General features: G+C 66.0%; 25 protein-coding genes. 12 read left to right on the top strand and 13 right to left on the bottom strand.

From position 1 onward, the window contains the following. Positions 1-30: 30 nt before the first annotated feature. Positions 31-588 carry a Smr/MutS family protein gene (locus IB275_RS10230; protein ID WP_192295366.1) on the top strand — a complete coding sequence of 186 codons (558 nt, stop codon included), beginning with the start codon at positions 31-33 and terminating at the stop codon, positions 586-588. On the opposite strand, the gene IB275_RS10225 is transcribed toward IB275_RS10230, so the two are convergent. Then, a complete protein-coding gene (locus tag IB275_RS10225; protein WP_192295365.1) occupies positions 589-1137 on the bottom strand; it encodes a carboxymuconolactone decarboxylase family protein in 549 nt (182 codons plus the stop codon). It abuts the gene before it with no gap. Between the two features lie 74 nt (positions 1138-1211). On the opposite strand from IB275_RS10225, the gene IB275_RS10220 reads away from it, so the two are divergent. Both IB275_RS10220 and folE read left to right on the top strand, forming a co-directional pair. Further along, positions 1212-1553: a winged helix-turn-helix transcriptional regulator gene (locus IB275_RS10220; protein WP_081520637.1), complete on the top strand. Its 342-nt coding sequence runs from the start codon at positions 1212-1214 to the stop codon at positions 1551-1553. A 91-nt stretch (positions 1554-1644) separates the two neighbouring features. Then, the gene (folE, locus tag IB275_RS10215) at positions 1645-2190 is read left to right on the top strand and encodes a GTP cyclohydrolase I FolE (protein WP_024765420.1); all 546 of its coding nucleotides are present in this window, start codon (positions 1645-1647) and stop codon (positions 2188-2190) included. A 63-nt stretch (positions 2191-2253) separates the two neighbouring features. Here folE and IB275_RS10210 read toward each other — a convergent pair whose 3' ends face one another. The 4 genes from IB275_RS10210 to IB275_RS10195 form a co-directional block, all read right to left on the bottom strand. Further along, positions 2254-3105: a cache domain-containing protein gene (locus tag IB275_RS10210; protein WP_225601938.1), complete on the bottom strand. Its 852-nt coding sequence runs from the start codon at positions 3103-3105 to the stop codon at positions 2254-2256. Positions 3106-3202: 97 nt separating this feature from the next. Beyond that, the gene (locus IB275_RS10205) at positions 3203-3664 is read right to left on the bottom strand and encodes a bacteriohemerythrin (protein WP_151186517.1); all 462 of its coding nucleotides are present in this window, start codon (positions 3662-3664) and stop codon (positions 3203-3205) included. 283 nt (positions 3665-3947) lie between these two features. Continuing rightward, on the bottom strand, positions 3948-4550 hold the full coding sequence (locus IB275_RS10200; protein WP_081520639.1) for a glutathione S-transferase family protein: 603 nt from the start codon (positions 4548-4550) through the stop codon (positions 3948-3950). A 10-nt stretch (positions 4551-4560) separates the two neighbouring features. Further along, positions 4561-5718, bottom strand: a complete 1158-nt coding sequence (locus IB275_RS10195) for an aminotransferase-like domain-containing protein (protein WP_192295364.1) — start codon at positions 5716-5718, stop codon at positions 4561-4563. An 82-nt stretch (positions 5719-5800) separates the two neighbouring features. Here IB275_RS10195 and IB275_RS10190 point away from each other — a divergent pair, with 82 nt between their 5' ends. After that, positions 5801-6244 (top strand): MarR family transcriptional regulator, encoded by a 444-nt coding sequence (locus tag IB275_RS10190; protein ID WP_081520641.1) that lies wholly within the window; start codon positions 5801-5803, stop codon positions 6242-6244. Here IB275_RS10190 and IB275_RS10185 read toward each other — a convergent pair. Continuing rightward, positions 6241-6882 carry a hypothetical protein gene (locus IB275_RS10185; RefSeq protein ID WP_192295363.1) on the bottom strand — a complete coding sequence of 214 codons (642 nt, stop codon included), beginning with the start codon at positions 6880-6882 and terminating at the stop codon, positions 6241-6243. The genes IB275_RS10190 and IB275_RS10185 overlap by 4 nt on opposite strands. 166 nt (positions 6883-7048) lie before the next feature. Between IB275_RS10185 and IB275_RS10180 the strand changes: the two genes are divergently transcribed. The 3 genes from IB275_RS10180 to IB275_RS10170 are packed head-to-tail and all read left to right on the top strand — an operon-like array spanning position 7049 to position 10082. Further along, a complete protein-coding gene (locus tag IB275_RS10180) occupies positions 7049-7651 on the top strand; it encodes a LysE family translocator (protein WP_081520643.1) in 603 nt (200 codons plus the stop codon). A 13-nt stretch (positions 7652-7664) separates the two neighbouring features. Next, on the top strand, positions 7665-8864 hold the full coding sequence (locus IB275_RS10175; protein WP_192222919.1) for a benzoate/H(+) symporter BenE family transporter: 1200 nt from the start codon (positions 7665-7667) through the stop codon (positions 8862-8864). Between the two features lie 54 nt (positions 8865-8918). Continuing rightward, complete coding sequence (locus tag IB275_RS10170; RefSeq protein WP_192295362.1) at positions 8919-10082, top strand: AAA family ATPase; 1164 nt, start codon at positions 8919-8921, stop codon at positions 10080-10082. Positions 10083-10258: 176 nt separating this feature from the next. Here IB275_RS10170 and IB275_RS10165 read toward each other — a convergent pair whose 3' ends face one another. Beyond that, positions 10259-11149 carry a bile acid:sodium symporter family protein gene (locus tag IB275_RS10165; RefSeq protein ID WP_081520646.1) on the bottom strand — a complete coding sequence of 297 codons (891 nt, stop codon included), beginning with the start codon at positions 11147-11149 and terminating at the stop codon, positions 10259-10261. A 302-nt stretch (positions 11150-11451) separates the two neighbouring features. After that, positions 11452-12213, bottom strand: coding sequence for an SDR family oxidoreductase (locus IB275_RS10160; RefSeq protein ID WP_081520647.1), 762 nt, complete (start codon positions 12211-12213; stop codon positions 11452-11454). Between the two features lie 237 nt (positions 12214-12450). Here IB275_RS10160 and IB275_RS10155 point away from each other — a divergent pair, with 237 nt between their 5' ends. Then, the gene (locus tag IB275_RS10155) at positions 12451-13455 is read left to right on the top strand and encodes an NADP-dependent oxidoreductase (RefSeq protein WP_192295361.1); all 1005 of its coding nucleotides are present in this window, start codon (positions 12451-12453) and stop codon (positions 13453-13455) included. A gap of 247 nt (positions 13456-13702) precedes the next feature. Then, entirely contained in the window at positions 13703-15448 is a 1746-nt protein-coding gene (locus IB275_RS10150; protein ID WP_192295360.1) for a SulP family inorganic anion transporter, read from the top strand. Here the strand turns inward: IB275_RS10150 and IB275_RS10145 are convergent. Then, positions 15416-17371: a methyl-accepting chemotaxis protein gene (locus tag IB275_RS10145; RefSeq protein WP_192295359.1), complete on the bottom strand. Its 1956-nt coding sequence runs from the start codon at positions 17369-17371 to the stop codon at positions 15416-15418. The two genes, IB275_RS10150 and IB275_RS10145, sit on opposite strands and share 33 nt — an antisense overlap. Positions 17372-17643: 272 nt before the next feature. Here IB275_RS10145 and IB275_RS10140 point away from each other — a divergent pair, with 272 nt between their 5' ends. Next, positions 17644-18018, top strand: a complete 375-nt coding sequence (locus IB275_RS10140) for a hypothetical protein (protein WP_192295358.1) — start codon at positions 17644-17646, stop codon at positions 18016-18018. A 24-nt stretch (positions 18019-18042) separates the two neighbouring features. On the opposite strand, the gene IB275_RS10135 is transcribed toward IB275_RS10140, so the two are convergent. Together IB275_RS10135 and IB275_RS10130 are read right to left on the bottom strand one after the other, a co-directional pair. Beyond that, positions 18043-18651 (bottom strand): flavin reductase family protein, encoded by a 609-nt coding sequence (locus IB275_RS10135; RefSeq protein WP_192295357.1) that lies wholly within the window; start codon positions 18649-18651, stop codon positions 18043-18045. Positions 18652-18728: 77 nt separating this feature from the next. After that, entirely contained in the window at positions 18729-19007 is a 279-nt protein-coding gene (locus IB275_RS10130) for a hypothetical protein (RefSeq protein WP_081520653.1), read from the bottom strand. Between the two features lie 152 nt (positions 19008-19159). Here IB275_RS10130 and IB275_RS10125 point away from each other — a divergent pair, with 152 nt between their 5' ends. After that, entirely contained in the window at positions 19160-19507 is a 348-nt protein-coding gene (locus tag IB275_RS10125; protein ID WP_081520654.1) for a GFA family protein, read from the top strand. Positions 19508-19772: 265 nt separating this feature from the next. On the opposite strand, the gene mnmH is transcribed toward IB275_RS10125, so the two are convergent. Further along, entirely contained in the window at positions 19773-20873 is a 1101-nt protein-coding gene (gene mnmH / locus IB275_RS10120) for a tRNA 2-selenouridine(34) synthase MnmH (RefSeq protein ID WP_151186509.1), read from the bottom strand. Further along, the gene (selD, locus tag IB275_RS10115; RefSeq protein ID WP_192295356.1) at positions 20873-21907 is read right to left on the bottom strand and encodes a selenide, water dikinase SelD; all 1035 of its coding nucleotides are present in this window, start codon (positions 21905-21907) and stop codon (positions 20873-20875) included. The genes mnmH and selD overlap by 1 nt, the downstream gene beginning before the upstream one ends. Before the next feature lie 108 nt (positions 21908-22015). On the opposite strand from selD, the gene IB275_RS10110 reads away from it, so the two are divergent. After that, positions 22016-23053 (top strand): patatin-like phospholipase family protein, encoded by a 1038-nt coding sequence (locus tag IB275_RS10110; RefSeq protein ID WP_192295355.1) that lies wholly within the window; start codon positions 22016-22018, stop codon positions 23051-23053. Positions 23054-23083: the final 30 nt, after the last annotated feature.

Genomic DNA, 23083 nt, shown 5'->3' with positions numbered 1-23083 from the left:
TAGACTGCGCGGCTCTTCGAGGAGGTGCGCATGCAAGACGACGATTTTTCCCAGTTCGCCCGCGAGATGCGCGGCGTCAAGCGCATCACCGTGGACCAGGCCGACACCGGCAAGCCCAAGGCCGACCGCAAGCAGCTCAAGGAGCTGCGGCAGAATGCGAGCGTGCGCACCGAGAACATCCGGGTGGACGGTCTGTCCGACCAGTTCGTCATCGACGTCGGCCCCGAAGACGAGCTCTACTGGGCCCGCGACGGCGTCCAGGAAGGCCAGATCCGCAAACTCAAGGCCGGCCAGATCGCCTTCGAGGGCAGCCTCGACCTGCACGGCATGAAGATCGAGACCGCCCGCGAAACCCTCTGGGACTTCATCGCCGAAGCCACCCGTTTCGAGATCCGCTGCGTCCGCGTCACCCACGGCAAGGCCGCACGCGTCGATGGCCGCAGCCCGATGGTGAAGAGCCACGTGAACACCTGGCTGCGCCAGCACCCGCAGGTGCTCGGCTTCGCCTCCTGCCTGCCACGCCACGGCGGCACCGGGGCGATCTACGTGATGCTGCGGCGCACCATGCTGGAAGGCCGCGACGAGTAATCAAGCCGGGAAACGCGCGCCGTAGCTTTCCCGCTCCACCTTCAGGCCGTTCACCACGAACGACACCGAATGGTAGAACCCCACCACCATCAGGCACTCGATCAACTGATCAGCGCTGAAGTGCTCGCTCAGCCACGCCCACAGCTCGTCGTTCACCGTCGCGCTGTCGTGCAGGCTGTCCGCCAGCGCCAGCAGAGCCCGCTGCGCGGGGCTCCACAACGCAGCGTCCGGTGTTGCGCGGCAGGTGTCGGCCAGTTGCTCCTCGCTGAAGCCGGTCTTGCCGGTATAGAACGCCACGTGCACGCCCCACTCGTATTCCGCGCCGCAGCGCGCGGTGGTGCGCAGGATCAGCAACTCACGGTCCTCCAGGGCGATGCTGCCACGGTCCAGCAAGCCGCCAGCGAAGAAGCGCTGCAGCACCCGCGGGTTATGCGCCATGGTACGGAACAGCTTCAGCGGCTCCACGCCGGGCGGCATGATCCGGGTGAACGCGGCTTGCTGGTCTTCGGGGAACGGCGGTTGCAACGGCTCGATACGCGGTTGTGTCATGATGCGCCTCCGGCTGCTATCAATTAAGTAGCACTCAAGCTAGACCGCTACTGAAAAAGTAGCAAGGAGAGTCGATGACACTTCCCCTCCCCGGCAACCCCGTACGCGGCTCCGACAGCGGCCGGCCGATCATGGCGCTGCTCGACCTGCTCGGCCGCCGCTGGAGCCTGCGCGTGCTCTGGGAACTGCACCAGGGGCCGGCGAGTTTCCGCGAGCTGCAGGCGCGCTGCGAAGGCCTCTCGCCCTCGGTGCTCAATACCCGTCTGGGCGAACTGCGCGAGGCGCAGCTGGTGGAAAACGGCGCGGACGGCTACCAGCTTTCCGAGCAGGGCCAGGAGCTGGCGCTGCACTGCCTGCCGCTGGCGCAATGGGCCGAGGGCTGGGCGCAGCGCCTGGCGCCAAACCGGCAGCCATAACGCGCCAACCGGCGCGCGGGCCTTGCCAGAGGGGGCTGAGCGCCCTACCCTGCGCCACGGTTTTTATTTTTGTCATTGCCACAGGTAGATCATGTCCCTGGAACAAAACTACTCCGCGATCCTCAGCCAGCTTGGTGAGGACGTCACCCGCGAAGGTCTGGTCGACACGCCCAAGCGTGCCGCCAAGGCCATGCAGTACCTTTGCCGCGGCTACCAGCAGACGCTGGAGGAGATCGTCAACGGCGCCCTGTTCAGCTCCGACAACAGCGAAATGGTGCTGGTCAAGGACATCGAGCTCTACTCGCTGTGCGAGCACCACCTGCTGCCCTTCATCGGCAAGGCCCACGTCGCCTACATCCCCAACGGCAAGGTGCTGGGCCTGTCCAAGGTCGCGCGCATCGTCGACATGTACGCTCGCCGCCTGCAGATCCAGGAAAACATGTCGCGGCAGATCGCCGAGGCCGTGCAGCAGGTCACCGGCGCGCTGGGCGTGGCCGTGGTGATCGAGGCCAAGCACATGTGCATGATGATGCGCGGTGTGGAGAAGCAGAATTCCTCCATGGTCACCTCGGTGATGCTCGGCGAGTTCCGCGAGAACGCCGCCACCCGCAGCGAGTTCCTCAGCCTGATCCGCTGATCGCGAGCCGCCGCCATGAAAAAACCGGCCCTCGGCCGGTTTTTTTGTGCCTGCAAGAAGGCATCAGCGGGTGTAGTAACCCACCGCCACCAGGTAGTGACCGGCCTTGCGCAGGAAGGCGTGCTTGTTTTCCACCTTGCTGGTCACCGGGTTGCGCCACTGGTATTCGAACTCCGCCTCGCCCTTGGCCTTGACCAGCTCCAGCATGGCGTGGCCGATGGGGTTGCCGCCCGGGTCCTTCAACGAGTCGAAGTCGGTGCCGACCATGCGGGTATTGAAGCCGTGGGCGACGAACTTCGAGGACTCCAGGTCGACCACGAAGACGTAGAGGTCATCCTCGATGAAAGCCTTGTCCCGTGCGGTGATCTGCTTGAAGGTCCCTTGCGGGTCGGCCTCGACGGCCTTCACCGCCTTGTCGAGCATGGCCACCGCCTGCTGCGCCGAAGCACGCGGGATGTAGTAGCCCACCGCGAGGAAGCGCTCGCCAACGCGCTGGTAATAGACGTGCTTGCGTTCCACCTTGCCGTCCGCCCAGTTCTTCCAGCGGTAATCGGCCTGCTGCACCTTGCCGGTTTCCGGCGACTTCAAGGCCTTGGCAAACTGCTCCTGCAACGAAGGATCGAGCGTCGAGGAAACGTCGCGGTCGATCAGCACCACCGACGGCCCGCCGCTGGCGAGCATGGTGCCCTTGCTGTCCACCACGAACACATAGAGGTCGCCATCGACGAATTCGCCCTGGCGGCTGAATGCGGCGAAGGCCTTGTCGCCGTCCTGCTTGTAGGCAGCCACCGCCTTGGACAGCAGCGCCTTGGCGCGCTGGTCGTCAGAGCCTGAAGTGGCGCTCGACTGAGCGGCGAACAATGGGAAGGACGACAGGAAGGAAAGCAGCAACAGTGACTTCAGCAGCGTCTTCATATGCGAATACCCCCGTGGCATAGCTTGTAGTTGTGCACAGAGCATAGCCAGCCAGGGGCGATTCGCGTCGGCATTCACTGCCGAAACAGCGGGCGATTCAGCCGAAGAATCGCTTCATCGAGCGAGAAAGCCAGCCGCCGTGGCCCTGGTCGCGGGTCAGCTCGTGCATGGTCGCCTTCACCGCCTCCACATAGTTGGCGTCGTCGTTGCGGATATGGTTGAACAGCCAGCGGCCGAGCAGCCCTTTGAGCTCCTCGGCGACGTCCTCGCCGGCCTCGAAGCGCGTGCGGTAATCGGAAACGCGCTTGATGAAGAGTTCATGGACCTTCTTGTGCGCGCGGGTGAACTGGTAGCCGGAGTCCTCCAGCAGGGTCTCCTCGAAGGCGAAGTGCGAGATGGTGTAGTCGACCAGCTCCTCCATCACGCCGCCGAGCAGGGCCCGGTCGTGATGGGCCTGGGCCTCGTGCAGCTGGTTGATCATTTCGACGATGCGCTTGTGCTGTGCGTCGATCACTCCGATCCCGGTGTCGAGATCCGCCTGCCAGACCAGATAGGCCATCTTTTCCCTCCCCATGCCAGGCGACGACACTGCCTGCCGCTCGCGCCCGGCCACATCGGTACATCCCGCATGGCAGCGCGTCCAGATTAGGGAGGGCGACAAAACGCCGCCATGATGCCGGTCAACCCCAAAGCGCCGGAATCCGCGGTTTAGAGCGGTTCTTTCGGATTCGTCTGATAGCATTTTGCCGGTTTTCTTCACCGACGCCCGGATCAGCCTGTAGGACGCACAACGAAAAACGCCGCTTCCAGGGAAGCGGCGTTTTCAAAAAGCAAGGCGCAGATCAGTCCTGCATGCCCACATGCCGCGGGTGATCCGCCACCCTCGCCAGCCAGGCGTTGATCGCCGGGAAGTTCGACAGGTCGAAGCCGCCCTGGTGAGCCACATGGGTGTAGGCGTACAGAGTGATATCGGCGATGGAGTACGTGTCGCCCACCAGATAAGGCGTCTGCTCCAGCTGCTTCTCCATCACCTTCAGCGCCTTGTAGCCGCCCTTGTGACAGCGCGCGTATTCCTCGCGGCGCTCCTCGGGCAGACCGAGGTAGAACTCGATGAAGCGCGCCACCGCCACGTAGGGCTCATGGCTGTACTGCTCGAAGAACTGCCACTGCAGCACCTGGGTGCGCAGGCGCGGTTCGCTGGGCAGCAGCTCGCTGCCATCGGCGAGGAAATTGAGGATGGCGTTGGATTCCCACAGGCAGGTGCCGTCCTCGAGCTTGAGCACCGGCACCTTGCCGTTGGGGTTCATCGCCAGGAACTCGGCGGTCTGCGTCTCGCCCTTGAGGATGTTGATCTCGCGCCACTGGTAAGGCAGGCCGAGCAGGTGCAGGGCCAGCTTGACCTTGTAGCAGTTGCCGGACAGTTGATCGCCGTAAACGGTGTACATGCTCATCTCCTCACTGGGCCTGGGCGTCACGGATCACCGTCGCCAGTCGACGGAGTCCCTCGCCGGCGCGTTCGAGCGCCACGTGGCTGAAGTTAAGCCGCAAATAGCCGGGATTGGCATCCGGTTCGGTGAAGAAAGGCTCACCCGGCATGAAGGCCACGTTCTGCGCCAGCGCCGCGTCCAGCAGCGTGCGGGTGTCCAGCGGCTGCTTGAGCCTGAGCCAGAAGAACAGCCCGCCCTGGGGCACGTTCCACTCCGCCAGCTCGCCGAAATGCTCCTCCAGCTGCGCCTGCATGGCATCGCGGCGGATGCGGTAGAAATCGCGCAGCTCAGCCAGATGGCCACGGTACGCTTCGGTGCCGAACCACTGCAACGCCTGCCACTGGCCGACGCGGTTGGTATGCAGGTCGGCGGACTGCTTCAGCCGCAGCAAATGCGGGAACAGGTCCGGCGTGGCGATCAGGAAGCCCACGCGCAGGCCCGGCAGCAGCGTCTTCGACACGGTGCCGGTGTAGATCCAGCTGGACTTCTTCAGGCGGCTGACCAGCGGGGTCGCGGCGCCCTCATCGAACACCAGCTCGCGGTAGGGTTCGTCCTCGATCAGGGTCACGCCGAATTCGTCGAGCACGGCGGCCACCTCATCGCGGCGCTGTTCGCTGTAACGCACGCCGGACGGGTTCTGGAAAGTCGGGATCAGGTAAGCGAAGGCCGGCTTGCTGGTCTCCAGGCGCTGGCGCAGCGCGGCGACGTCCGGGCCTTCGGCGCCCAGCGGCACGGTCAGGCAGTTCGCGCCGAACAGTTGGAAGGCCTGCAGCGCAGCGAGGTAGGTCGGCGCCTCGAGCAGCACTTCGGTACCCGGATCGATGAACAGCTTGCTGGCCAGGTCGAGCGTCTGCTGCGAGCCGCTGACGATCAGCACCTGGCTTGCCTCGCAGGGCACGCCCAGTGCGCGCGCCTCGACGGCAATCGCTTCGCGCAGCGCCGGCTCCCCCTCGCTCATGCCGTACTGGCCCATGCTTGCGGGCATGGCGTCCCAGTTCACCTTCGGCAGCATCGGCTCGGCGGGCAGGCCGCCAGCGAAGGACATCACCTCCGGGCGCTGCGCCGCGGCGAGGATTTCACGGATCAGAGAGCTTTTCAGTCGGGCGATGCGTTCGGAGAAGGCCATGGGAGTCACCGGTAGCGGGAGCACGGAAGAATGAGTCAAACTGCTTGACCGAAGCTACGACGCCGGAGACGGATACGTCAATATGCCTGACCTAATAAAAAATGCCCTGCAACTCCAGGCCATGGAAGCCTTCTTCTTCAGCTACCGGGCCTTCACCGCGAAACCCGACGAGATGCTGGAGCGCCGCGGCCTGAGCCGTGTGCACCATCGCATCCTGTTCTTTATCGCGCGCAATCCGGGGCTGAGTGTCAGCGAGTTACTGTCCGCCCTGGGCGTGACCAAGCAGGCGCTGAACGTGCCGCTGCGCCAGTTGCTGGAACGCGACCTGATCCGCAGCGAAGCCTGCGACAACGACAAGCGCCGGCGCCTGCTGGAGCTGACGGCCGAAGGCGGCAAGCTGGAAAAGGCCCTGCGCCAGGAACAGGGACGCCTGCTACAACGCGCCTTCGACGAGGCCGGAGAAGACGCCGTGCGCGGCTGGCTGGCGGTCAACCAGGCCATCGCCTGGTCGCAGGACGAAGACTAGCGGGCGGCGGCTTCCAGCTCGCGGGCGGCGCGCAGGAACATCAGCGCCAGCGGCAGCAGGCTGGCCATCGCCAGGGCAGTGCCGGGCAGGAACAGCAGGACGCTGAGCAGGCACACCCCGGAGGTGACCTCCAGCCAGCCCATGACCTTCACCGACGGGTACGGCAACTCGATCTTCAGCAGGCGGATGCCGTACCACAGCGTGACGATACCGGTGGGCACGAACAGCCCCATGAAGCCCATCAGCGCGCCGTTGAATTCGCCGCTGAGCTGCTCGTCGAAGATCAGGCTGTAGACCTGCATCACCAGCGCGATGGCGATCGACAGCCCGACCGGCCAGGCCAGTCCACGGGCATTGAAGCGATCCTCGAGAAAGCTGCGGGTACGCCACAGCAGGAAGCAGCCGAGCACCGTGCTGAGCACGCCGACCCAGAGTTCGTAGCGCTGCCACGTACTCGACTCATGCAGCGCTGCCGCGAAGGACAAGGCGAACAACACCACACTGCACAGCAGCAGCGCGAGACTCAGGAAACCGAGCAGACGCAGGTGGCCGGGGTTCCAGCGCCCGGCGAGGAAGGCCCCCGGAGCGCTCTGATCCACCAGCTCGACCTTGGGCGCGGCGTAGGGATTCTGTTCCATGGTGGCGATCTTCCATCAGTCGTACGGCTTTCCCGCACCATACCGGCGCACTCCCGCGCACGCCACTGCCGCTCGCACTGTACGGGCCACTCGGCCGCTGGCTGTTATGGGACAGCCTGGAGCCCGCGGGATTAGGCTGGTCCTACAACTAGACCGGTATACCGCCATGCCCCTCGAACTCCTCGGCGCCTTCGTGCTCTTCGCCTTCGTCACCTCCATCACACCCGGCCCCAACAACATGATGCTGCTGGCCTCGGGCGTGAACTTCGGCGTACGCCGGACCATCCCGCACATGCTCGGCATCAGCATCGGCTTCCTGCTGCTGGTGGTCGCCGTGGGCCTGGGCCTGCACCAGCTGTTCGAGCGCTTCCCGGCCACCTATACCGCGCTGCGCTACGCTGGCGGCGCCTATCTCCTGTACCTGGCGTGGAAGATCGCCCGTTCCGGCGCTCCCGAAGCCAAGGGCGAGCACAGCGCCAAGCCGATGACCTTCCTTCAGGCTGCCGCCTTCCAGTGGGTCAACCCCAAGGCCTGGGTGATGGCCGTTGGCGCTATCGCCACCTACCTGCCAGCCAACAGCTGGATCGGCAACGTGGTGCTGATCGCCACCCTGTTCGCCGTGGTCAACCTGCCCAGCGTGGGCGTCTGGACGGTGCTCGGCAGCCTGCTGCGGCGCTGGCTGGAAGACCCGCTGCGACTTCGCCTGTTCAATGTCGGCATGGCGGCGCTGCTGGTCGCCTCGCTCTACCCTCTGTTCACCCGCACCTGATGGAAGTTCGTGCATGACTGACACCACTCCCGCCTCCGCGCCCATGCGCCCGCTGGCAGACTCCTCCCCCGCCGCCATCGTCGCCGGGTTCGTCGCCATGCTCACCGGCTACACCAGCTCGCTGGTGCTGATGTTCCAGGCCGGCCAGGCAGCGGGGCTGACCACCGCGCAGATTTCCTCGTGGATCTGGGCGCTGTCCATCGGCATGGCCCTGACCACCATCGGCCTGACTCTGCGCTACCGCACGCCCATCGTCATCGCCTGGTCCACCCCCGGCGCCGCACTGCTGATCAGCAGCCTGCCCGGCGTGCCTTATGGCGAAGCCATCGGTGCGTTCATCGTGTGCGCCGCGCTGATCACCCTCTGCGGCGTCACCGGCAGCTTCGAGCGTCTGATGCGCCAGGTACCCGGCTCGCTGGCCTCAGCGCTGCTGGCCGGCGTGCTGTTCCGCATCTGCATCGAAATCTGCAACGCCGCGCAGCAGCAGACGGCGCTGGTGGTGGCGATGTTCGTCAGCTACCTGATCGCCAAGCGCCTGTCGCCGCGCTATGCGGTGTTCGCCGCGCTGCTGGTGGGTGTCGCCCTCGCCGGCTTCCTCGGCCTGCTCAACTTCAGCCACTTCCAGCTGGAAGTCGCCAGGCCGGTGTGGACCACGCCGAGCTTCTCGCTCGCCGCCACCATCAGCATCGCCATCCCGCTGTTCATCGTGGCGATGGCCTCGCAGAACATGCCCGGCCTCGCCGTGCTGCGCGCCGACGGCTACCAGGTGCCCGCCTCGCCGCTGATCTCCACCACCGGCATCGCCTCGCTGCTGCTGGCGCCGTTCGGCTCCCACGGCATCAACCTGGCGGCCATCAGCGCAGCGATCTGCACCGGCCCGGAGGCCCACGAAAACCCGCACAAGCGCTACACCGCCGCGCTCTGGTGCGGGCTGTTCTACGGCATCGCCGGCATCTTCGGCGCTACCCTGGCCGCGCTGTTTGCTGCATTGCCCAAGGCGCTGGTGCTGTCCATCGCTGCGCTGGCCCTGCTCGGCTCGATCACCAACGGCCTGACCAATGCCATGGCCGACGCGCGCCAGCGTGAAGCGGCGATGGTCACCTTCCTGGTCACCGCCTCGGGCTTCACCCTGTTCTCCGTCGGTTCGGCCTTCTGGGGACTGGTGGCCGGCCTGCTGACCCAGCTGGTGCTGAACTGGCGCCGCGCGCCGTAAAGGCGCAACCCTTCTGCTAGCATGCGGGCGATTGCCCGAACCGGATCGCCCCGCATGCTGCACACCCTGGCCGTCGCCAACTACCGTTCGATCAACTCGCTGGTGCTGCCGCTGGGCCGGCTGAACCTGATCACCGGCGCCAACGGCAGCGGCAAGTCCAACCTCTACCGCGCCTTGCGCCTGCTTGCGGAGACCGCCCAGGGCGGCGTGGTGAATGCACTGGCGCGCGAGGGCGGGCTGGAATCCACCTTCTGGGCCGGGCCGGAAACCCATTCCCGGCGCATGCGCACGGGCGAAGTGGAAGTCCAGGGCGGCCCGCGCAACGAAGTGAAGCGCCTGCGCCTGGGCTTTGCCGGCGAGGACTTCGGCTACGCCATCGCCCTCGGCCTGCCGCCACCGCCGGTGGTCAGCGCCTTCGGCCTCGACCCGGAGATCAAGCACGAAAGCATCTGGGCCGGCCCCTGGTACCGCCCCGCCTCGCAACTGGTGGAGCGCAACGGCCCGATGCTGCGCGCCCGCGAAGGCCGCAGCTGGCAGGTCATGGAACAGCACATTCCGACTTTCGACAGCCTGTTCACCCAGATCGGCAGCGGCTCGGACTGCCCCGAAGCCCTGCTGCTGCGCGAGCAGATTCGCGGCTGGCGTTTCTACGACCACTTCCGCACCGACGCCGACGCCCCCGCGCGCCAGCCGCAGCTCGGCACCCGCACCCCGGTGCTGCACCACGACGGCCGCGACCTCGCCGCCGCGCTGCAGACCATCCGTGAAATCGGCGACGCGACTGCGCTGGAAGCTGCCATCAGCGATGCCTTCCCCGGCGCCGAACTGCAGATCGACTGCCAGCCCGGCGGGCGCTTTGCCGTGGCGCTGAAGCAGTACGGCCTGCTGCGTCCGCTGAGCGCGGCGGAGCTCTCCGACGGCACCTTGCGCTACCTGCTGCTGGTCGCTGCCCTGCTCACCCCGCGCCCGCCGTCACTGATGGTGCTCAACGAACCGGAAACCAGCCTGCACCCGGACCTGCTGCCGGCGCTGGGGCGGTTGATCATCGAGGCCTCGAAGCACACCCAGGTCTGGGTCGTGTCCCACGCCAGCCGGCTGATCGCCACGCTGGAGGAGCACCCCGAGTGCAACTGCCTGCACCTGGACAAGGAGCTGGGCCAGACGCGCATCCGCGACCAGGGCATGTTCGATGCCCCGGCGTGGCATTGGCCGGATTGAGACTGCGCCTTCAGGTCGACGCCGAAGTTGAAAGGGTCGTAGGAGCGGACTTCGTCCGCGAAGCCCTTCTGCCAGGAACGTGAGAACCCAACCGGCAAGGCACGGCGCCAACCTGTAGGAGCGCGCCATGCGCGCGATCGCGGGCATGGCCCGCTCCTACAGGGAAAATCCGGGCGTCAGGCGGGCGCCTGCTCCGGTGCGGTCTTGGCCACGCCACGGCTGACCCACCAGCCGAAGAGGCCGGCGGTGAAGAACATCAGCACGCCGTAGATGGCCGCCGGGATCGCCATGGTCTTGTTGTTCAGCAGCATCGGGCTGAGCGCCAGGGCGATGGCGAGGGTGCCGTTGTGGATGCCGATTTCCATGCCGATGGCGATGGATTGCGGCTTGGACAGCTTGAGCAGGCGCGGAATCCAGTAGCCCACGGCCAGGCTCAGCAGGTTGAAGCACAGTGCCGCCGCGCCGACGATGGGCGCATAAGTGAGGAACGTCTGCCAGTCCTTGGTCACGGCCACACCGATGATCACCGCCAGCAGCAGCGCGGAGAGGATCTTCACCGGCTTCTGCAGTGCCGCCGCCACGCCCGGCAGCAGGCGCCGCACGATCATGCCGATGGCCACGGGGCCGAGGACGATGATGAACACCTGCACCACCTTGGCGAACTGCAGCGGGATGGTCTGGCCGTCGTTCATGAAGTACAGCAGCGACATGTTCACGATCAGCGGCATGGTGAGGATGGCGATCACCGAGTTCACCGCGGTCAGCGTGATGTTCAGCGCGACGTCGCCGTGGGCCAGGTGGCTGTAGAGGTTGGCGGTGGTGCCGCCGGGCGATGCGGCGAGCAGCATCATGCCCACGGCCAGCGCCGCTTCGAGGGCGAAGCCCAGGGTAATGAGGAAGCACGCCAGGGGCAGCAGGATGATCTGGCACACCAGGCCGATCAGCACGGGCTTGGGATAGCGCACCACGCGGGCGAAGTCGGCGATGGTCAGGGACAGGCCGAGGCCCAGCATGATGATGCCCAGGGCGATGGGCATGAACAGCGTCAGCAAGGGATCGTTGGTCATTGTCATTATTCTCCAACTGGAATGGGCCGATTGTTTCGGCCTCTTGGGCGCTTGTAACTGGCCTTGCAGGCCAATACCACTTCTTCCTGTAACAGAATGCGAAAGTTTGTAGCGAACGAGCGGGAACGTGAAGCGAGAGGGCCTTTCGTAGGACCGAGCGTGTAGGGCGCATAACCTGGAACAGGTTATCCGCCGCATGGTTCGTGGCGGATAACGCTGGCGCGTTAAGCGCCCTACGGGGCTGCAGGTGCCTCACGGAAAAATGGTGAGGGCAGCCCGAACACCGGGCTGCCCCGAGACGATCAGATCGCTGTCGCCCCGCCATCCACCGGCAGCGCGATACCGGTGGTGAAGCCGGCGTGGTCACTGCACAGGTAGAGCACGGCGGAGGCGATTTCCTCGACGCGGCCGACGCGACCCACCGGGTGCATGGCGGCGGCGAACTCGGCCTTCTTCGGGTCGGCCTCGTAGGCGCGGCGGAACATGTCGGTGTCGATCACCGCCGGGCACACCGCGTTGACGCGGATTTTCTTCTTCGCGTACTCGATGGCGGCGGACTTGGTCAGGCCGATCACCGCGTGCTTGGAGGCGGCATAGATGCTCATCTTCGGCGCGGCGCCCAGGCCGGCAACCGAAGCGGTGTTGACGATGGCGCCGCCGCCCTGCTCCAGCATCACCGGAATCTGGTGCTTCATGCACAGCCAGACACCCTTGACGTTGACGCCCATGATGGCGTCAAACTCGCTCTCCTCGCCGTCGGCCAGCTTGCCCTTCTCGATCTCGATGCCGGCGTTGTTGAAGGCGTAGTCAAGGCGGCCGTAGGCAGCCACGGTGCCTTCCACCAGCGCCTTGACCTCGGCGTCGCGGGTCACGTCGCAACGGATGAAGGTCGCCTCGCCACCCGCCGCGCGGATCAGCTCGACGGTGCCTTCTCCGCCCTTGGCGTCGACGTCGGAAACCACGACCTTCACACCCTGCTGGGCGAAGGCCTGGGCGGTGGCGCGGCCGATGCCGTTGGCGGCGCCGGTGACCAGGGCGACCTGGCCGGAAAGCAGCTGACTCATGAGCGTTCCTCGAAAGCGTTGCGAAGCGAATGGGGATAACCGTCGCAGTCTAGCCAGCGCGTTACGGGCGCGAAGCACTATCAGGCGGGGCGACGTCGCTGCATCCATGCCGATGATGATTCGGCCAAATCCGGATCACTGGCACCGATGGGCGGACATTCCCCCGGCGGACGGAACTTGCCCCAACGCCGCGCGCGGACTATCACCTAGGCTTTCCCCCTGACTGAGTCCACTGCCATGTCCGCCCAGATCAACCGTCAGTTCCAGCTCGCCCAGCGCCCGGTCGGCGCCGCCACCCGCGACACCTTCGCCTACGTGGAAACCCCGGTCGACGAGCCCGGCCCCGGCCAGATCCTGGTGAAGAACCAGTACCTGTCGCTGGACCCGGCCATGCGCGGCTGGATGAACGACGCCAAGTCCTACATCGCCCCGGTGGCCATCGGCGACGTGATGCGCGCCCTGGGCGTGGGCAAGGTGATTGCCTCGCAGCACCCGGACTTCAAGGTCGGCGACGAAGTGAACGGCGCCCTCGGCGTGCAGGATTATTTCCTCGGCGAGCCCAAGGGTTTCTACAAGGTCGACAGCCAGCGCGCACCGCTGCCGCTGTACCTGTCCGCACTGGGCATGACCGGCATGACCGCCTACTTCGGCTTCCTCGACGTCGGCCTGCCCCAGGCCGGTGACACCGTGGTGGTTTCCGGCGCCGCCGGCGCGGTGGGTAGCGTGGTCGGGCAGATTGCGAAAATCAAAGGCTGCCGCGTGGTCGGCATCGCCGGCGGCGCCGACAAGTGCCGCTACCTGGTCGATGAACTGGGCTTCGACGGCGCCATCGACTACAAGGCCGAGGACGTCAACGCCGGCCTCAAGCGCGAATGCCCCAAGGGTGTGAACGTGTTCTTCGACAACGTTGGTGGTGACATCCTCGACGCCGTGCTGGCCCGCCTGGCGCCCAAGGCGCGGGTGGTGATCTGCGGCGCGATCAGCCAGTACAACAACAAGGAAGCCGTGCGCGGCCCGGCCAATTACCTCTCGCTGCTGGTCAACCGTGCACGCATGGAAGGCATGGTGGTGATGGACTACGCCCACCGCTTCCAGGAAGGCTTCAAGGACATGGCGACCTGGATCGCCGAGGGCAAGCTGAAGTCGAAGGAAGACATCGTCGAAGGCCTGGAAACCTTCCCCGAGACCCTGGCCAAGCTGTTCAGCGGCGAGAACTTCGGCAAGCTGGTGCTGAAGGTCTGACGGCCGCTCCTACCAGGATTCCTGTGCTTGGATCGGCCCTCACCCTCACCCTCTCCCTCTGGGAGAGGGTGAGGGTGAGGGTGAGGGAAAAGGCACTGCGCCAGAATTACAGGGGGAGGATGTTCGCGGACATGGCCCGCTCCCGGAGTTCTGCATTCCTCGCTCTATCTCGATGATTTCCGACAAGCTCTGTTGATCCTTTCCAGCTAGGATTTCCCCTGGTCGATTCCAAGGAAGATCCCCCCGAATGTCCCTCGCCCGTTGGCTGCCCGGCCTGGACAGCCTGCTGCACTATCGTTTCGACTGGCTACCGCGCGATGTGCAGGCCGGCCTGTCGGTGGCCGCGGTGCAGATTCCCACCGCCATCGCCTATTCGCAGATCATCGGCTTCCCGCCCCAGGTCGGGCTCTACGCCTGCATCCTGCCGATGCTGATCTACGCCATCGTCGGCAGCTCGCGGCAGCTGATGGTCGGCCCGGATGCCGCCACCGCGGCCATGGTCGCGGCGGCCATCACACCGCTGGCGGCCGGCAACCCGGAGCGCCTGCTGCAACTGTCGATGATCGTCGCGGTGCTGGTGGGCGCCATGTCCATCGCCGCCGGGTTCGCCCGCGCCGGCTTCGTTGCCAGTTTCCTCTCGCGGCCCACGCTGGTGGGCTACCTGAACGGCATCGGCCTGAGCCTGATCGCCGGCCAACTCGGCAAGATCCTCGGCTACCACAGTGAAACCAGCGGCTTCGTCCGCGGCCTGATCGCCCTGGTACGCAACCTCGCCGATACGCATTTCCCGACCCTGGCGCTGGGGGTCGGCACGCTGGCGCTGATGATCCTGTTGCCGCGTCGCTACCCGAAGATTCCCGGCGCACTGGTGGGCGTGCTGTTCGCCTCGGTCATCGCCGCCATATTCGGCCTCGACCAGTACGGCATAAAGCTGCTGGGTGAAGTGCCGCAAGGCCTCCCGCAGTTGAGCTGGCCGAAGACCAGCTACGAGGAACTGGGCAGCCTGTTCCGCGATGCCATGGGCATCACCATCGTCAGCTTCTGCAGCGCCATGCTGACCGCACGCAGCTTCGCCGCCCGCCACGGCTACGCCATCGATGCCAACCACGAGTTCATGGCACTGGGCATGGCCAACATCGGCGCGGGGATTTCCCAGGGCTTCGTCATCAGCGGCGCGGACTCGCGCACCGCGGTGAACGACATGGTCGGCGGCAAGAGCCAACTGGTCGGCGTGGTGGCCGCGCTGGTCATCGGCCTGGTCCTGCTGTTGTTCAGCAAACCACTGGGCTGGGTGCCGATGCCGGCGCTGGGCGCGGTGCTGCTGATGGCCGGCTGGGGGCTGATCGACTTCCGTGCGCTGCGCGGCTTCTGGGCACTGAGCCGGTTCGAGTTCGGCCTGTGCGTGCTGACCACGGCCGGTGTGCTCAGCGTCGGCGTGCTGCCGGGCATCTTCGTTGCCATCATGCTCGCCCTGCTGCGCCTGCTCTACCTCACCTATCGCCCGCACGACGCGGTGATGGGCTGGGTGCACGGCATCGACGGCCAGGTGGAGCTGGAGCAGTACCCCAACGCCCACACCCTGCCTGGACTGGTGATCTACCGCTTCGACGCGCCGATCCTGTTCTTCAATGCCGACTACTTCAAACAGCGCCTGCTGGAAGTAGTGGCCGAGGCGCCCAGCGCCCGCGCGGTGCTGCTCAATGCCGAGGGCATCCTCAACCTGGATATCAGCGGCCTGACCACCTTGCGCGAGGTTCAGCAAACCCTCGACGCCCAGGGCGTGCACCTGTCTCTGGCGCGGGTAACCGGCGAAGCCCTGGCCATGCTCAAGCGCTCCGGCGCCCTGGGTGAGGTAAAGCCGCCGCTGGTATTCAGCTCGGTGCGCGCCGGCGTCAACGCCTACCGGCGCGTGCATCAGCAACACAAGCGTGAACAGGCGGCCGAACGATCCGCGCCGGCTTCAGAGACGGAACTGCCCGACCAGCCCCTGTAGCTCGCGGCTGAGCTGCGCCAACTCGACGCTGGAAGACGCAGTGGACTCCATGGCCTGCGCCGATTCGTCGGCGATGCCACGGATGCTGCTGACGCTGCGGCTGATCTCCTCGGCCACCGCGCTCTGTTGCTCGGAAGCGGCGGCGATCTGCTGGTTCATCTGGTGGATCACCGCCACCGCCGAGGCGATGGTGCCCAGCGCGGCCTCGGTCTGTACCGCGTCGCCGACGGTCATTTCCACCAGCGCGTGACTGCGCTGCATACGTTGCACCGATGTATTCGCGCCGCTCTGCAGGGCGGCAATCAGCGTCTCGATCTCCGCGGTGGACTGCTGGGTGCGCCGCGCCAGCGCCCGCACCTCGTCCGCCACCACGGCAAAGCCCCTGCCCTGCTCGCCCGCCCGCGCGGCCTCGATGGCGGCGTTGAGTGCCAGCAGGTTGGTCTGCTCGGCGACGTTCTTGATCACGTCCAGCACGCTGCCGATGCTCTGGCTCTCGCGGCCAAGCTGCTCGATGCTCTGCGTGGCCGCTCGCACCGCATCGGCCAATTGTTCGATGCGACCCAGCGTCTGGCGCACCACGTCCTGCCCGCTGGCCACTTTGCCGTCAGCCTGTTCGGCGGAGCTGGCGGCTTCTTCGGCATTGCGCGCCACGTCATGGACGGTGGCCGCCATCTGGTTCATCGCCGTGGCAACCTGGTCAGTCTCGGCCTTCTGGCTGTTCACTCCGTGCTGGGTGCGCTCGGTGACGCTGGACAGTGCCTGCGCCGAAGCGGTGATCTGCCCCACGCCATCGCTCAGCCGGCTGACGATGCCGCGCAGGCTGTCGGCCATGCTGCCGACTGCGCCCATCAGTTGGCCGACCTCATCCTTGCGCCGCACCTCGATGCTCACGCTCAGGTCACCCTCGGCGATGCGCCGAGCCATGCCGATCACCTGGCGCAGCGGTCGCACGATCATCCAGGTGATCAGCAACGAGGCCAGCGCGCCGACCAGCAGCGCCAGCGCCGCCGAAGCGACGATCTGCAGCGTATTGGTCCGCAACTGGCTCTGCATCGCCGCACGCTGGGCAGCGTAGGCATCGTCGACCTGCTGCATGACCAGTGCCGCACGGTCGTTCATCTGCGCATGAACCTGCTTTTCCTGCTCAAGGCTGGTGGTGTATTCGTCTAGCTTCTCGACGAAGGCGTTGATGTTGGTGATGACGTCCTTGAGTACCGAAACGTAGGTCGGATCGGTGATGGCCTCCTGCAGCTTGGCGGACAGCTCCAGCGCCTCGGCGGCGGACTTGATGCGTCCACCCTCGGTCTTCTCGTCGCTGCCCGCTTCCATGCGCGAGCGGGCCTCGTTCAGCCCCTGCAGCACCAGGCGGTAAAGCTGGCTGACCTGGGCGGCCTGCTGCAGCAGTTCCTCACCCTTCTGGCCCTGGGAGTCCTTGAGTTCGTAGGCGCCGTCATCGGCCAGGCTGGATTGCAGGATGTCCAGACTGTTGGACGCGCCGTTCACCGACCAGGTGGCGGCGTCCAGCGACAGGCGCCGGCTCTTGCTGGATTTCTCGAAGCGGGCGAACGCCGCAAGGTAGTCGGCAACGCCCTGCTCCACGCGGGCCATGGCCGCAGCCTGATCCGGCTGGGTCTTGAGACGCGCCACCGCTTCGCCGAGGTTGCCGGCGTGTTCGCGCAGGCGCTTGGCCGAGGCATCGCTGGCGTCGATCACGAAGTCCTTCTCGCTCTGGCGCATCTCCAGCAACTCGCGGTTGATGGTCGACATGTCGCCGAGCAGGTCGAAGCGCTGGGAAATCGCCCGCAGTGAGGTCACGCCGATCACCGCCACCACGGCCGTCAGCAACAGCACCAGGCCGAATCCGATAGCCAGTTTCTTCGCCGTTCCCATGTCGGCCAGACGACGCTGCACGAAGGCAACCATGGCTTCTCCCCCCTCCGCAATGGCGTTGCAGGAAATCCCGAAGGTCTCCTGATCGTTATCGCTGCTTTTGCGAGGAACATTAGGAGCGCCGCCCACCGACTGGATAGAGGGCACGACGGTGATGGCACGGTGATGCTGCACAGAGATACGTGGAGGTCGTATCCAGAACACTGAACAGGACATTCCTGGCCCGGATACGGAAATCGCCGACAGCGAGCTGACAGCCTGACCGTTCAGATTCCGACACCTGACTTTCCACTCCAGGTGCTCGGATGAACGCCTACTACCAACTGGTCCTGCAGCGCCCGCTGGCGGGATTCGCTCACGCACTCCAATTGCCGGAGCTGTACCGCGAGCAGCGCCGCCTCGATCCGCTGCTGCTGGCTCGCGGGCAACTGCCGATCCGCCGCTTCGTCTGCCCGCTGGCCTGCGACGAGGTCAAGGGCGAGTGGCTCGACTGCTGGTTCGATGCCCAGACCGGCTGGCGCCTGGTGCACGGCATCGTCAGCCTGATTCACGGCAGCACGCCGGACTTCACCCGCCGTGACGAACTGCTCTCCGAACTCTTCGCTCTCGGCGAACGGTTCGATGTGGCGCGGATGGGTGGCATCCACTGGCAGCTCGGGCTGGAACTGGAGTTCGCCTGACGCCGCCGCGTCAGGCGCGCAGCACTACTTCGGACGGATCATGCTGAAGGTGTCGCGGGTGTAGCTGTACTGGGTGCCGCCCAGGCGACCGACCAGGTCCAGCTTCGCCGGGTCGACGTGGCGCTCGTCCTGCATCACCGATTCATCGATGTGCGCCAGCAGCACGCGGGCGAAGATCAGCATGCTGGAGGGGTTTTCTGCCGGGTACGGCATGATTTCCGCCAACTGGCATTCAAAGGCCACCGGCGCACCGAGCACGCGGGGCGGTGCCACGCGCTCGCTGGGCACGGTGGCGATGCCGGCTTGCTCGATCTCGCTGACGCCGTGGGGCAGCCAGGCGGCGGTGGCGTTCATGTGCTCGGCCTGATCGGCGCTGACCAGGTGGATCACCAGCTCGCCGGTCTCGCGCACGTTGCGCAGGGTGTCCTTGACGCTGCCGTCCTCACGCACACTGGTGTTGACCAGCAGGGTCGGCGGTGAATCGCTGATGACCTGGAAGAAGCTGAACGGCGCGAGGTTGCTCTGGCCGTCCCTGGACAAGGTGGTAACCCAGGCAATGGGGCGTGGCGTGACGGTGGAGGCCAGCCAGCGGTAGGCCTCGGCCTTGGACAATTGGGTGAAGTCGAGTTGCATGGGCTGATCCTGGCAGAACGGCGGGCGGTGCGGTGGGAAAGGCGCGGGCCGCTTCAGGCAGCCCGGCGATGCGCGGCTCAGCGACCGGCGCGGGATTCCTTGATGTAGAAGCGCGCGCGGCTGGCCTTGTCGGCGCAACCGTCGTAGGCCTCGACCTGCTGCTGGGTCTTGGCGGCGGTCAGCAGGCCGACGGCCTTGGAGTAGCTGACGGTGCCGGCGAAACCTTCGGCCTTGGCCAGGTCCAGCTCGTGCCAGGCCGCGTTCAGCTCGTTGGCGCAGCTGTCGCGGTTGACGGTCTTGCCCGAGCAGCCGGCAACGGCGAGCAGCAGGGCGATGATCAGGGGAATGCGCGGCATGACGAAACTCCTGGAAGTATTCGGGGGTGAATCCAGCTTAGAACGCGGCGCAGGGGCCTGCCGGACGGCGCCGCAGTATGCCACCGGACGGATGGCATTCAAGCGACTACTACACTGTTTGCCCACGGGGTATCCCGACAAGGAGAAGGACCATGGTGCACCAGGGCAGCTGCCATTGCGGGCAGATCGCGTTCGAAGTGGAAGGGGATGTCGGTGAAGTCGTGTCATGCAACTGCTCGATCTGCCGGCGCAAGGGCTCGCTGCTGTGGTTCGTGCCGCGCGGCAAGCTGAAGCTGACGACTCCTGAGAGTGCGATGAGCACCTATACGTTCAACACCCATCGCATCGAACACCGCTTCTGCCCCACCTGCGGCTGCGCGCCGCTGGCCTACGGCGCGATGCCGGACGGCACGCCGATGGCGGCGATCAACGTGCGCTGCCTGCCGGGGGTGGACCTGGCGGGACTGACGGTGAAGGAGTACGACGGCAAGAGCGTGTGAGCACCTGTTGGTCCGCTGCAGCGTGTAGGGCGCATAACCCGGAACGGGTTATCCGCCGATGGCATAACGGCGGATAACGCTGGCGCGATATGCGCCCTAAGAAACTGAAAGCTAGTCGTAGGATGGCGTGGAGCGAAGCGATACCCATCGCTCTCATGCACCGACAGCAGCATGGGTATCGCAAGCTCCACCCATCCTACGTTGGTGCTCCGTCGTGATGCCGGTGCGGGCCGGTATGGCCCGCACCTGTAGGGGAACGCCGGGATCAGCGCTCCGCGCGGAAGCGCAGGTACTCCACCACCTCGTCCTGGGTGCCGCGGAACTCCACGCGCTCGCCCTTGCTCTCGCGCTGGAAGGCGTACATCGGGTCGTAGTATTCGCCCAGCAGCCCTTCGATCCAGCCCCGGTGCAGGTCCACCGCGCCGCTGCGCTTCTGCTCTTCCAGGGCTTCATCCATGATCGCCGCCAGGCGCTGGTAGCGCTCGCCGCCCAGGCGCTTGACGATGCCCGACAGGCTTTTGCGCAGGTAGGCGGCGAAGGACTCGAAGCCGCCCTCCTCGCCCACTACCTGCACGTGGTCGGCGCACAGGTTCACCACGTAGTCCTTGAGGATGCGCTCCACGCGCTGCTCGAAGCTGTCTTCCAGCCACACCAGCGGGTAGTGCTGCATGCCCTGGTACAGCTCCAGCGGCACCGAGCAGCTGCCGACGATGCGCCCCTCGTCCTCCAGCACGAACTGCTCCGTGCCGGCGTGGCGCTTCTTCAGGATGTCGATGGCCAGGCGGTTCTCGAAATCGATCTGCGCCGGCTGCGGCGTGGCGCGGCGGCCGAAGGCGGAACCGCGGTGGTTGGCGTGGCCTTCGAGGTCCAGGCTGTTGGCCAGCTGGGCGATGACTTCGGTCTTGCCGGTGCCGGTCAGGCCACCCACCAGCACGAACTGGCATTCTTCGACGGCGGCGCGGGTGGTGTCGAAGAGGAAACCGCGCATCGCCTTGTAGCCGCCGACCACACGCGGGTACTCGATGCCGGCTTCGGTCTTCAGCCACTGCTGGGTGATCTGCGAACGCAGCCCGCCACGGAAGCAGTACAGATAGCCCTCGGGGTTGGCCCTGGCGAAGTTCGCCCAGGCCTCGATGCGTGCGGCCTTGAGCTTGCCCATGACCAGCTCGTGGCCCAGGGCGATGGCCGCCTGCTGGCCGTTCTGCTTGTAGCAGGTGCCAACCTTCTGCCGCTCGCTGTCGTTCATCAGCGGCAGGTTGATCACATTGGGGAACGCGCCCTTGTCGAACTCGACCGGGGCGCGCACGTCCATCATCTTCACATCGCCGAGGAACAGTTCGCGGTAGTGGCGGGTGTTGTCGCGCATCACATCACCTCGACCGCGTGACGCTGTCGGCCGACCAGTTCGCCGATGGGTGCCAGGTCCATGCCCAGCTCCTTCGCCGTGGCGAGGAACTGCGCCTCACCCGCAGGCTCGACCGCCACCAGCAGGCCGCCGCTGGTCTGCGGGTCGCACAGCAGCAGCTTGTGCAGTTCGGGCAGCGGCGCGATGCGTTCGCCGTAGCTGTCGAAGTTGCGCAGGGTCCCGCCGGGGACGCAACCGGCTTCCAGGTAGTACTCGACGCTGGCCAGACGCGGCACGGCGTCATAACGAACGCGCGCGGTCAGGCCGCTGCCGTCGGCCATTTCCACCAGGTGGCCGAGCAGGCCGAAGCCGGTGACGTCGGTCATCGCCTTCACTCCGTCGAGCTTGCCGAAGCGCGCGCCGGGCTTGTTCAGGGTGCACATCCAGTCCCGGGCGACGCCCACGTCCTCGGCGCGCAGCTTGGCCTTCTTCTCGGCGGTGGTGAGGATGCCGATGCCCAGCGGCTTGGTCAGGTACAGCTTGCAGCCGGCGGTGGCGGTGTCGTTGCGCTTCATGAAGCGCTTCTCCACCAGCCCGGTGACGGCCAGGCCGAAGATCGGCTCGGGCGCATCGATGGAGTGCCCGCCGGCCAGCGGGATGCCGGCTTCGTCGCAGACCTTGCGGCCACCGGCGATCACTTCGCGGGCGATTTCCGGCGCCAGCACGTTCACCGGCCAGCCGAGGATGGCGATGGCCATCAGCGGGTCGCCGCCCATGGCGTAGATGTCGCTGATGGCATTGGTGGCGGCGATACGGCCGAAGTCGAAGGGATCATCGACGATCGGCATGAAGAAGTCGGTGGTGGATACCACGCCGCGCTCGGCATCGATTTCGTAGACGGCGGCGTCATCGCGCGAGGCGTTGCCGACCCAAAGCTTGGGGTCGAGGTTCTGCGCGCCGCTGCCCGCGAGGATGACCTCCAGGACCTTGGGGGAAATCTTGCAGCCACAGCCGGCACCATGGCTGTACTGGGTCAGGCGGATCGGTTCGCTCATCGGGAGGCTCCGGGCAGGGAAATCAAACGGCGATTCTAGCAAAGCCCGGCTTGGCGCGGCCGCTGCCCCCGGCGTATCGTCGCAGGGTTCGTCACGCGGAGTTGCCCCATGTCAAAACAGATCGCGCTGGTACTCGGTTCCGGCGGCGCGCGCGGTTATGCGCATATCGGAGTGATCGAGGAGATCGAACGGCGCGGCTATGAGGTGGTGTGTATCGCCGGCTGCTCCATGGGCGCGGTGATCGGCGGCATCTACGCCGCCGGCAAGCTGGGCGAGTACCGCGACTGGGTGGAAAGCCTGGACTACCTCGACGTGCTGCGCCTGCTGGACGTCAGCTTCCGGCTCGGCGCCATCCGTGGTGAGCGGGTATTCGGCAAGATCCACGAAATTCTCGGCGAGATCGACATCGAACAGCTGCCGATCCCCTACACGGCGGTGGCCACCGACCTCACCAACCAGCAGGAAATCTGGTTCCAGGAAGGCTGCCTGCACCAGGCCATGCGTGCTTCGGCGGCGATCCCCAGCCTGTTCACCCCGGTCATGCAGGGCACCCGCATGCTGGTGGACGGCGGCCTGCTCAACCCGCTGCCGATCGTTCCGGTGGTCTCGACCCACGCCGACCTGATCGTCGCGGTCAATCTCAACGCCACCAACCAGCGCCAGTACTCGCTGCCGGTGATCGAGCGCCCCGCCGCCCTCAAGGGCCGCTTCGACTCGGTGATCTCCGGACTGTCGAACAAGCTGAGCTTCTTCCGCCGCGGCGAAGCCGAGTCGCCGCCGGAACTGATCGCCGATGCCCTGCTGCACCCGGTACCGGTCGCCTCCGAAGAGCCCGCCGAACCGGAAATGCAGCAACCTGCCGCCGCCCCGCAGGCCAAGGGCTCGCCACGCTCGGCCACCGGCAGCCACGTGATCGACAGCAGCAGCCCGGCCTCGCTGCTGGAGTTGGTGAACCAGAGCTTCGAGGTCATGCAGACCTCGCTGGCACAGTACAAGATCGCCGGCTACCCGCCGGACATCCTGATCAACGTGCCCAAGCGCGTTTGCCGCTTCTTCGAGTTCTACAAGGCCCCTGAACTCATCGCCCTCGGCCGGCAGATCGCCAGCGATACGCTGGATCGGTATGAGGCGGAGAATCCTTATTGACCGGCTGGCGGGAGGCTTTTGCCATGCGGA

Origin of the sequence: Pseudomonas sp. PDM21 (assembly GCF_014852505.2) — a bacterium.
Lineage (GTDB): Bacteria > Pseudomonadota > Gammaproteobacteria > Pseudomonadales > Pseudomonadaceae > Pseudomonas.
This window is presented reverse-complemented; position numbering and strand designations above follow the sequence as displayed.

Excerpts from the sequence above, each read along its gene's own strand:
- IB275_RS10230 (WP_192295366.1), top strand. The coding sequence starts at position 31 with ATGCAAGACGACGATTTTTCCCAGTTCGCCCGCGAGATGCGCGGCGTC.
- IB275_RS10225 (WP_192295365.1), bottom strand. The coding sequence starts at position 1,137 with ATGACACAACCGCGTATCGAGCCGTTGCAACCGCCGTTCCCCGAAGAC.
- IB275_RS10220 (WP_081520637.1), top strand. The coding sequence starts at position 1,212 with ATGACACTTCCCCTCCCCGGCAACCCCGTACGCGGCTCCGACAGCGGC.
- folE (WP_024765420.1), top strand. The coding sequence starts at position 1,645 with ATGTCCCTGGAACAAAACTACTCCGCGATCCTCAGCCAGCTTGGTGAG.
- IB275_RS10210 (WP_225601938.1), bottom strand. The coding sequence starts at position 3,105 with ATGAAGACGCTGCTGAAGTCACTGTTGCTGCTTTCCTTCCTGTCGTCC.
- IB275_RS10205 (WP_151186517.1), bottom strand. The coding sequence starts at position 3,664 with ATGGCCTATCTGGTCTGGCAGGCGGATCTCGACACCGGGATCGGAGTG.
- IB275_RS10200 (WP_081520639.1), bottom strand. The coding sequence starts at position 4,550 with ATGTACACCGTTTACGGCGATCAACTGTCCGGCAACTGCTACAAGGTC.
- IB275_RS10195 (WP_192295364.1), bottom strand. The coding sequence starts at position 5,718 with ATGGCCTTCTCCGAACGCATCGCCCGACTGAAAAGCTCTCTGATCCGT.
- IB275_RS10190 (WP_081520641.1), top strand. The coding sequence starts at position 5,801 with ATGCCTGACCTAATAAAAAATGCCCTGCAACTCCAGGCCATGGAAGCC.
- IB275_RS10185 (WP_192295363.1), bottom strand. The coding sequence starts at position 6,882 with ATGGAACAGAATCCCTACGCCGCGCCCAAGGTCGAGCTGGTGGATCAG.
- IB275_RS10180 (WP_081520643.1), top strand. The coding sequence starts at position 7,049 with ATGCCCCTCGAACTCCTCGGCGCCTTCGTGCTCTTCGCCTTCGTCACC.
- IB275_RS10175 (WP_192222919.1), top strand. The coding sequence starts at position 7,665 with ATGACTGACACCACTCCCGCCTCCGCGCCCATGCGCCCGCTGGCAGAC.
- IB275_RS10170 (WP_192295362.1), top strand. The coding sequence starts at position 8,919 with ATGCTGCACACCCTGGCCGTCGCCAACTACCGTTCGATCAACTCGCTG.
- IB275_RS10165 (WP_081520646.1), bottom strand. The coding sequence starts at position 11,149 with ATGACCAACGATCCCTTGCTGACGCTGTTCATGCCCATCGCCCTGGGC.
- IB275_RS10160 (WP_081520647.1), bottom strand. The coding sequence starts at position 12,213 with ATGAGTCAGCTGCTTTCCGGCCAGGTCGCCCTGGTCACCGGCGCCGCC.
- IB275_RS10155 (WP_192295361.1), top strand. The coding sequence starts at position 12,451 with ATGTCCGCCCAGATCAACCGTCAGTTCCAGCTCGCCCAGCGCCCGGTC.
- IB275_RS10150 (WP_192295360.1), top strand. The coding sequence starts at position 13,703 with ATGTCCCTCGCCCGTTGGCTGCCCGGCCTGGACAGCCTGCTGCACTAT.
- IB275_RS10145 (WP_192295359.1), bottom strand. The coding sequence starts at position 17,371 with ATGGTTGCCTTCGTGCAGCGTCGTCTGGCCGACATGGGAACGGCGAAG.
- IB275_RS10140 (WP_192295358.1), top strand. The coding sequence starts at position 17,644 with ATGAACGCCTACTACCAACTGGTCCTGCAGCGCCCGCTGGCGGGATTC.
- IB275_RS10135 (WP_192295357.1), bottom strand. The coding sequence starts at position 18,651 with ATGCAACTCGACTTCACCCAATTGTCCAAGGCCGAGGCCTACCGCTGG.
- IB275_RS10130 (WP_081520653.1), bottom strand. The coding sequence starts at position 19,007 with ATGCCGCGCATTCCCCTGATCATCGCCCTGCTGCTCGCCGTTGCCGGC.
- IB275_RS10125 (WP_081520654.1), top strand. The coding sequence starts at position 19,160 with ATGGTGCACCAGGGCAGCTGCCATTGCGGGCAGATCGCGTTCGAAGTG.
- mnmH (WP_151186509.1), bottom strand. The coding sequence starts at position 20,873 with ATGCGCGACAACACCCGCCACTACCGCGAACTGTTCCTCGGCGATGTG.
- selD (WP_192295356.1), bottom strand. The coding sequence starts at position 21,907 with ATGAGCGAACCGATCCGCCTGACCCAGTACAGCCATGGTGCCGGCTGT.
- IB275_RS10110 (WP_192295355.1), top strand. The coding sequence starts at position 22,016 with ATGTCAAAACAGATCGCGCTGGTACTCGGTTCCGGCGGCGCGCGCGGT.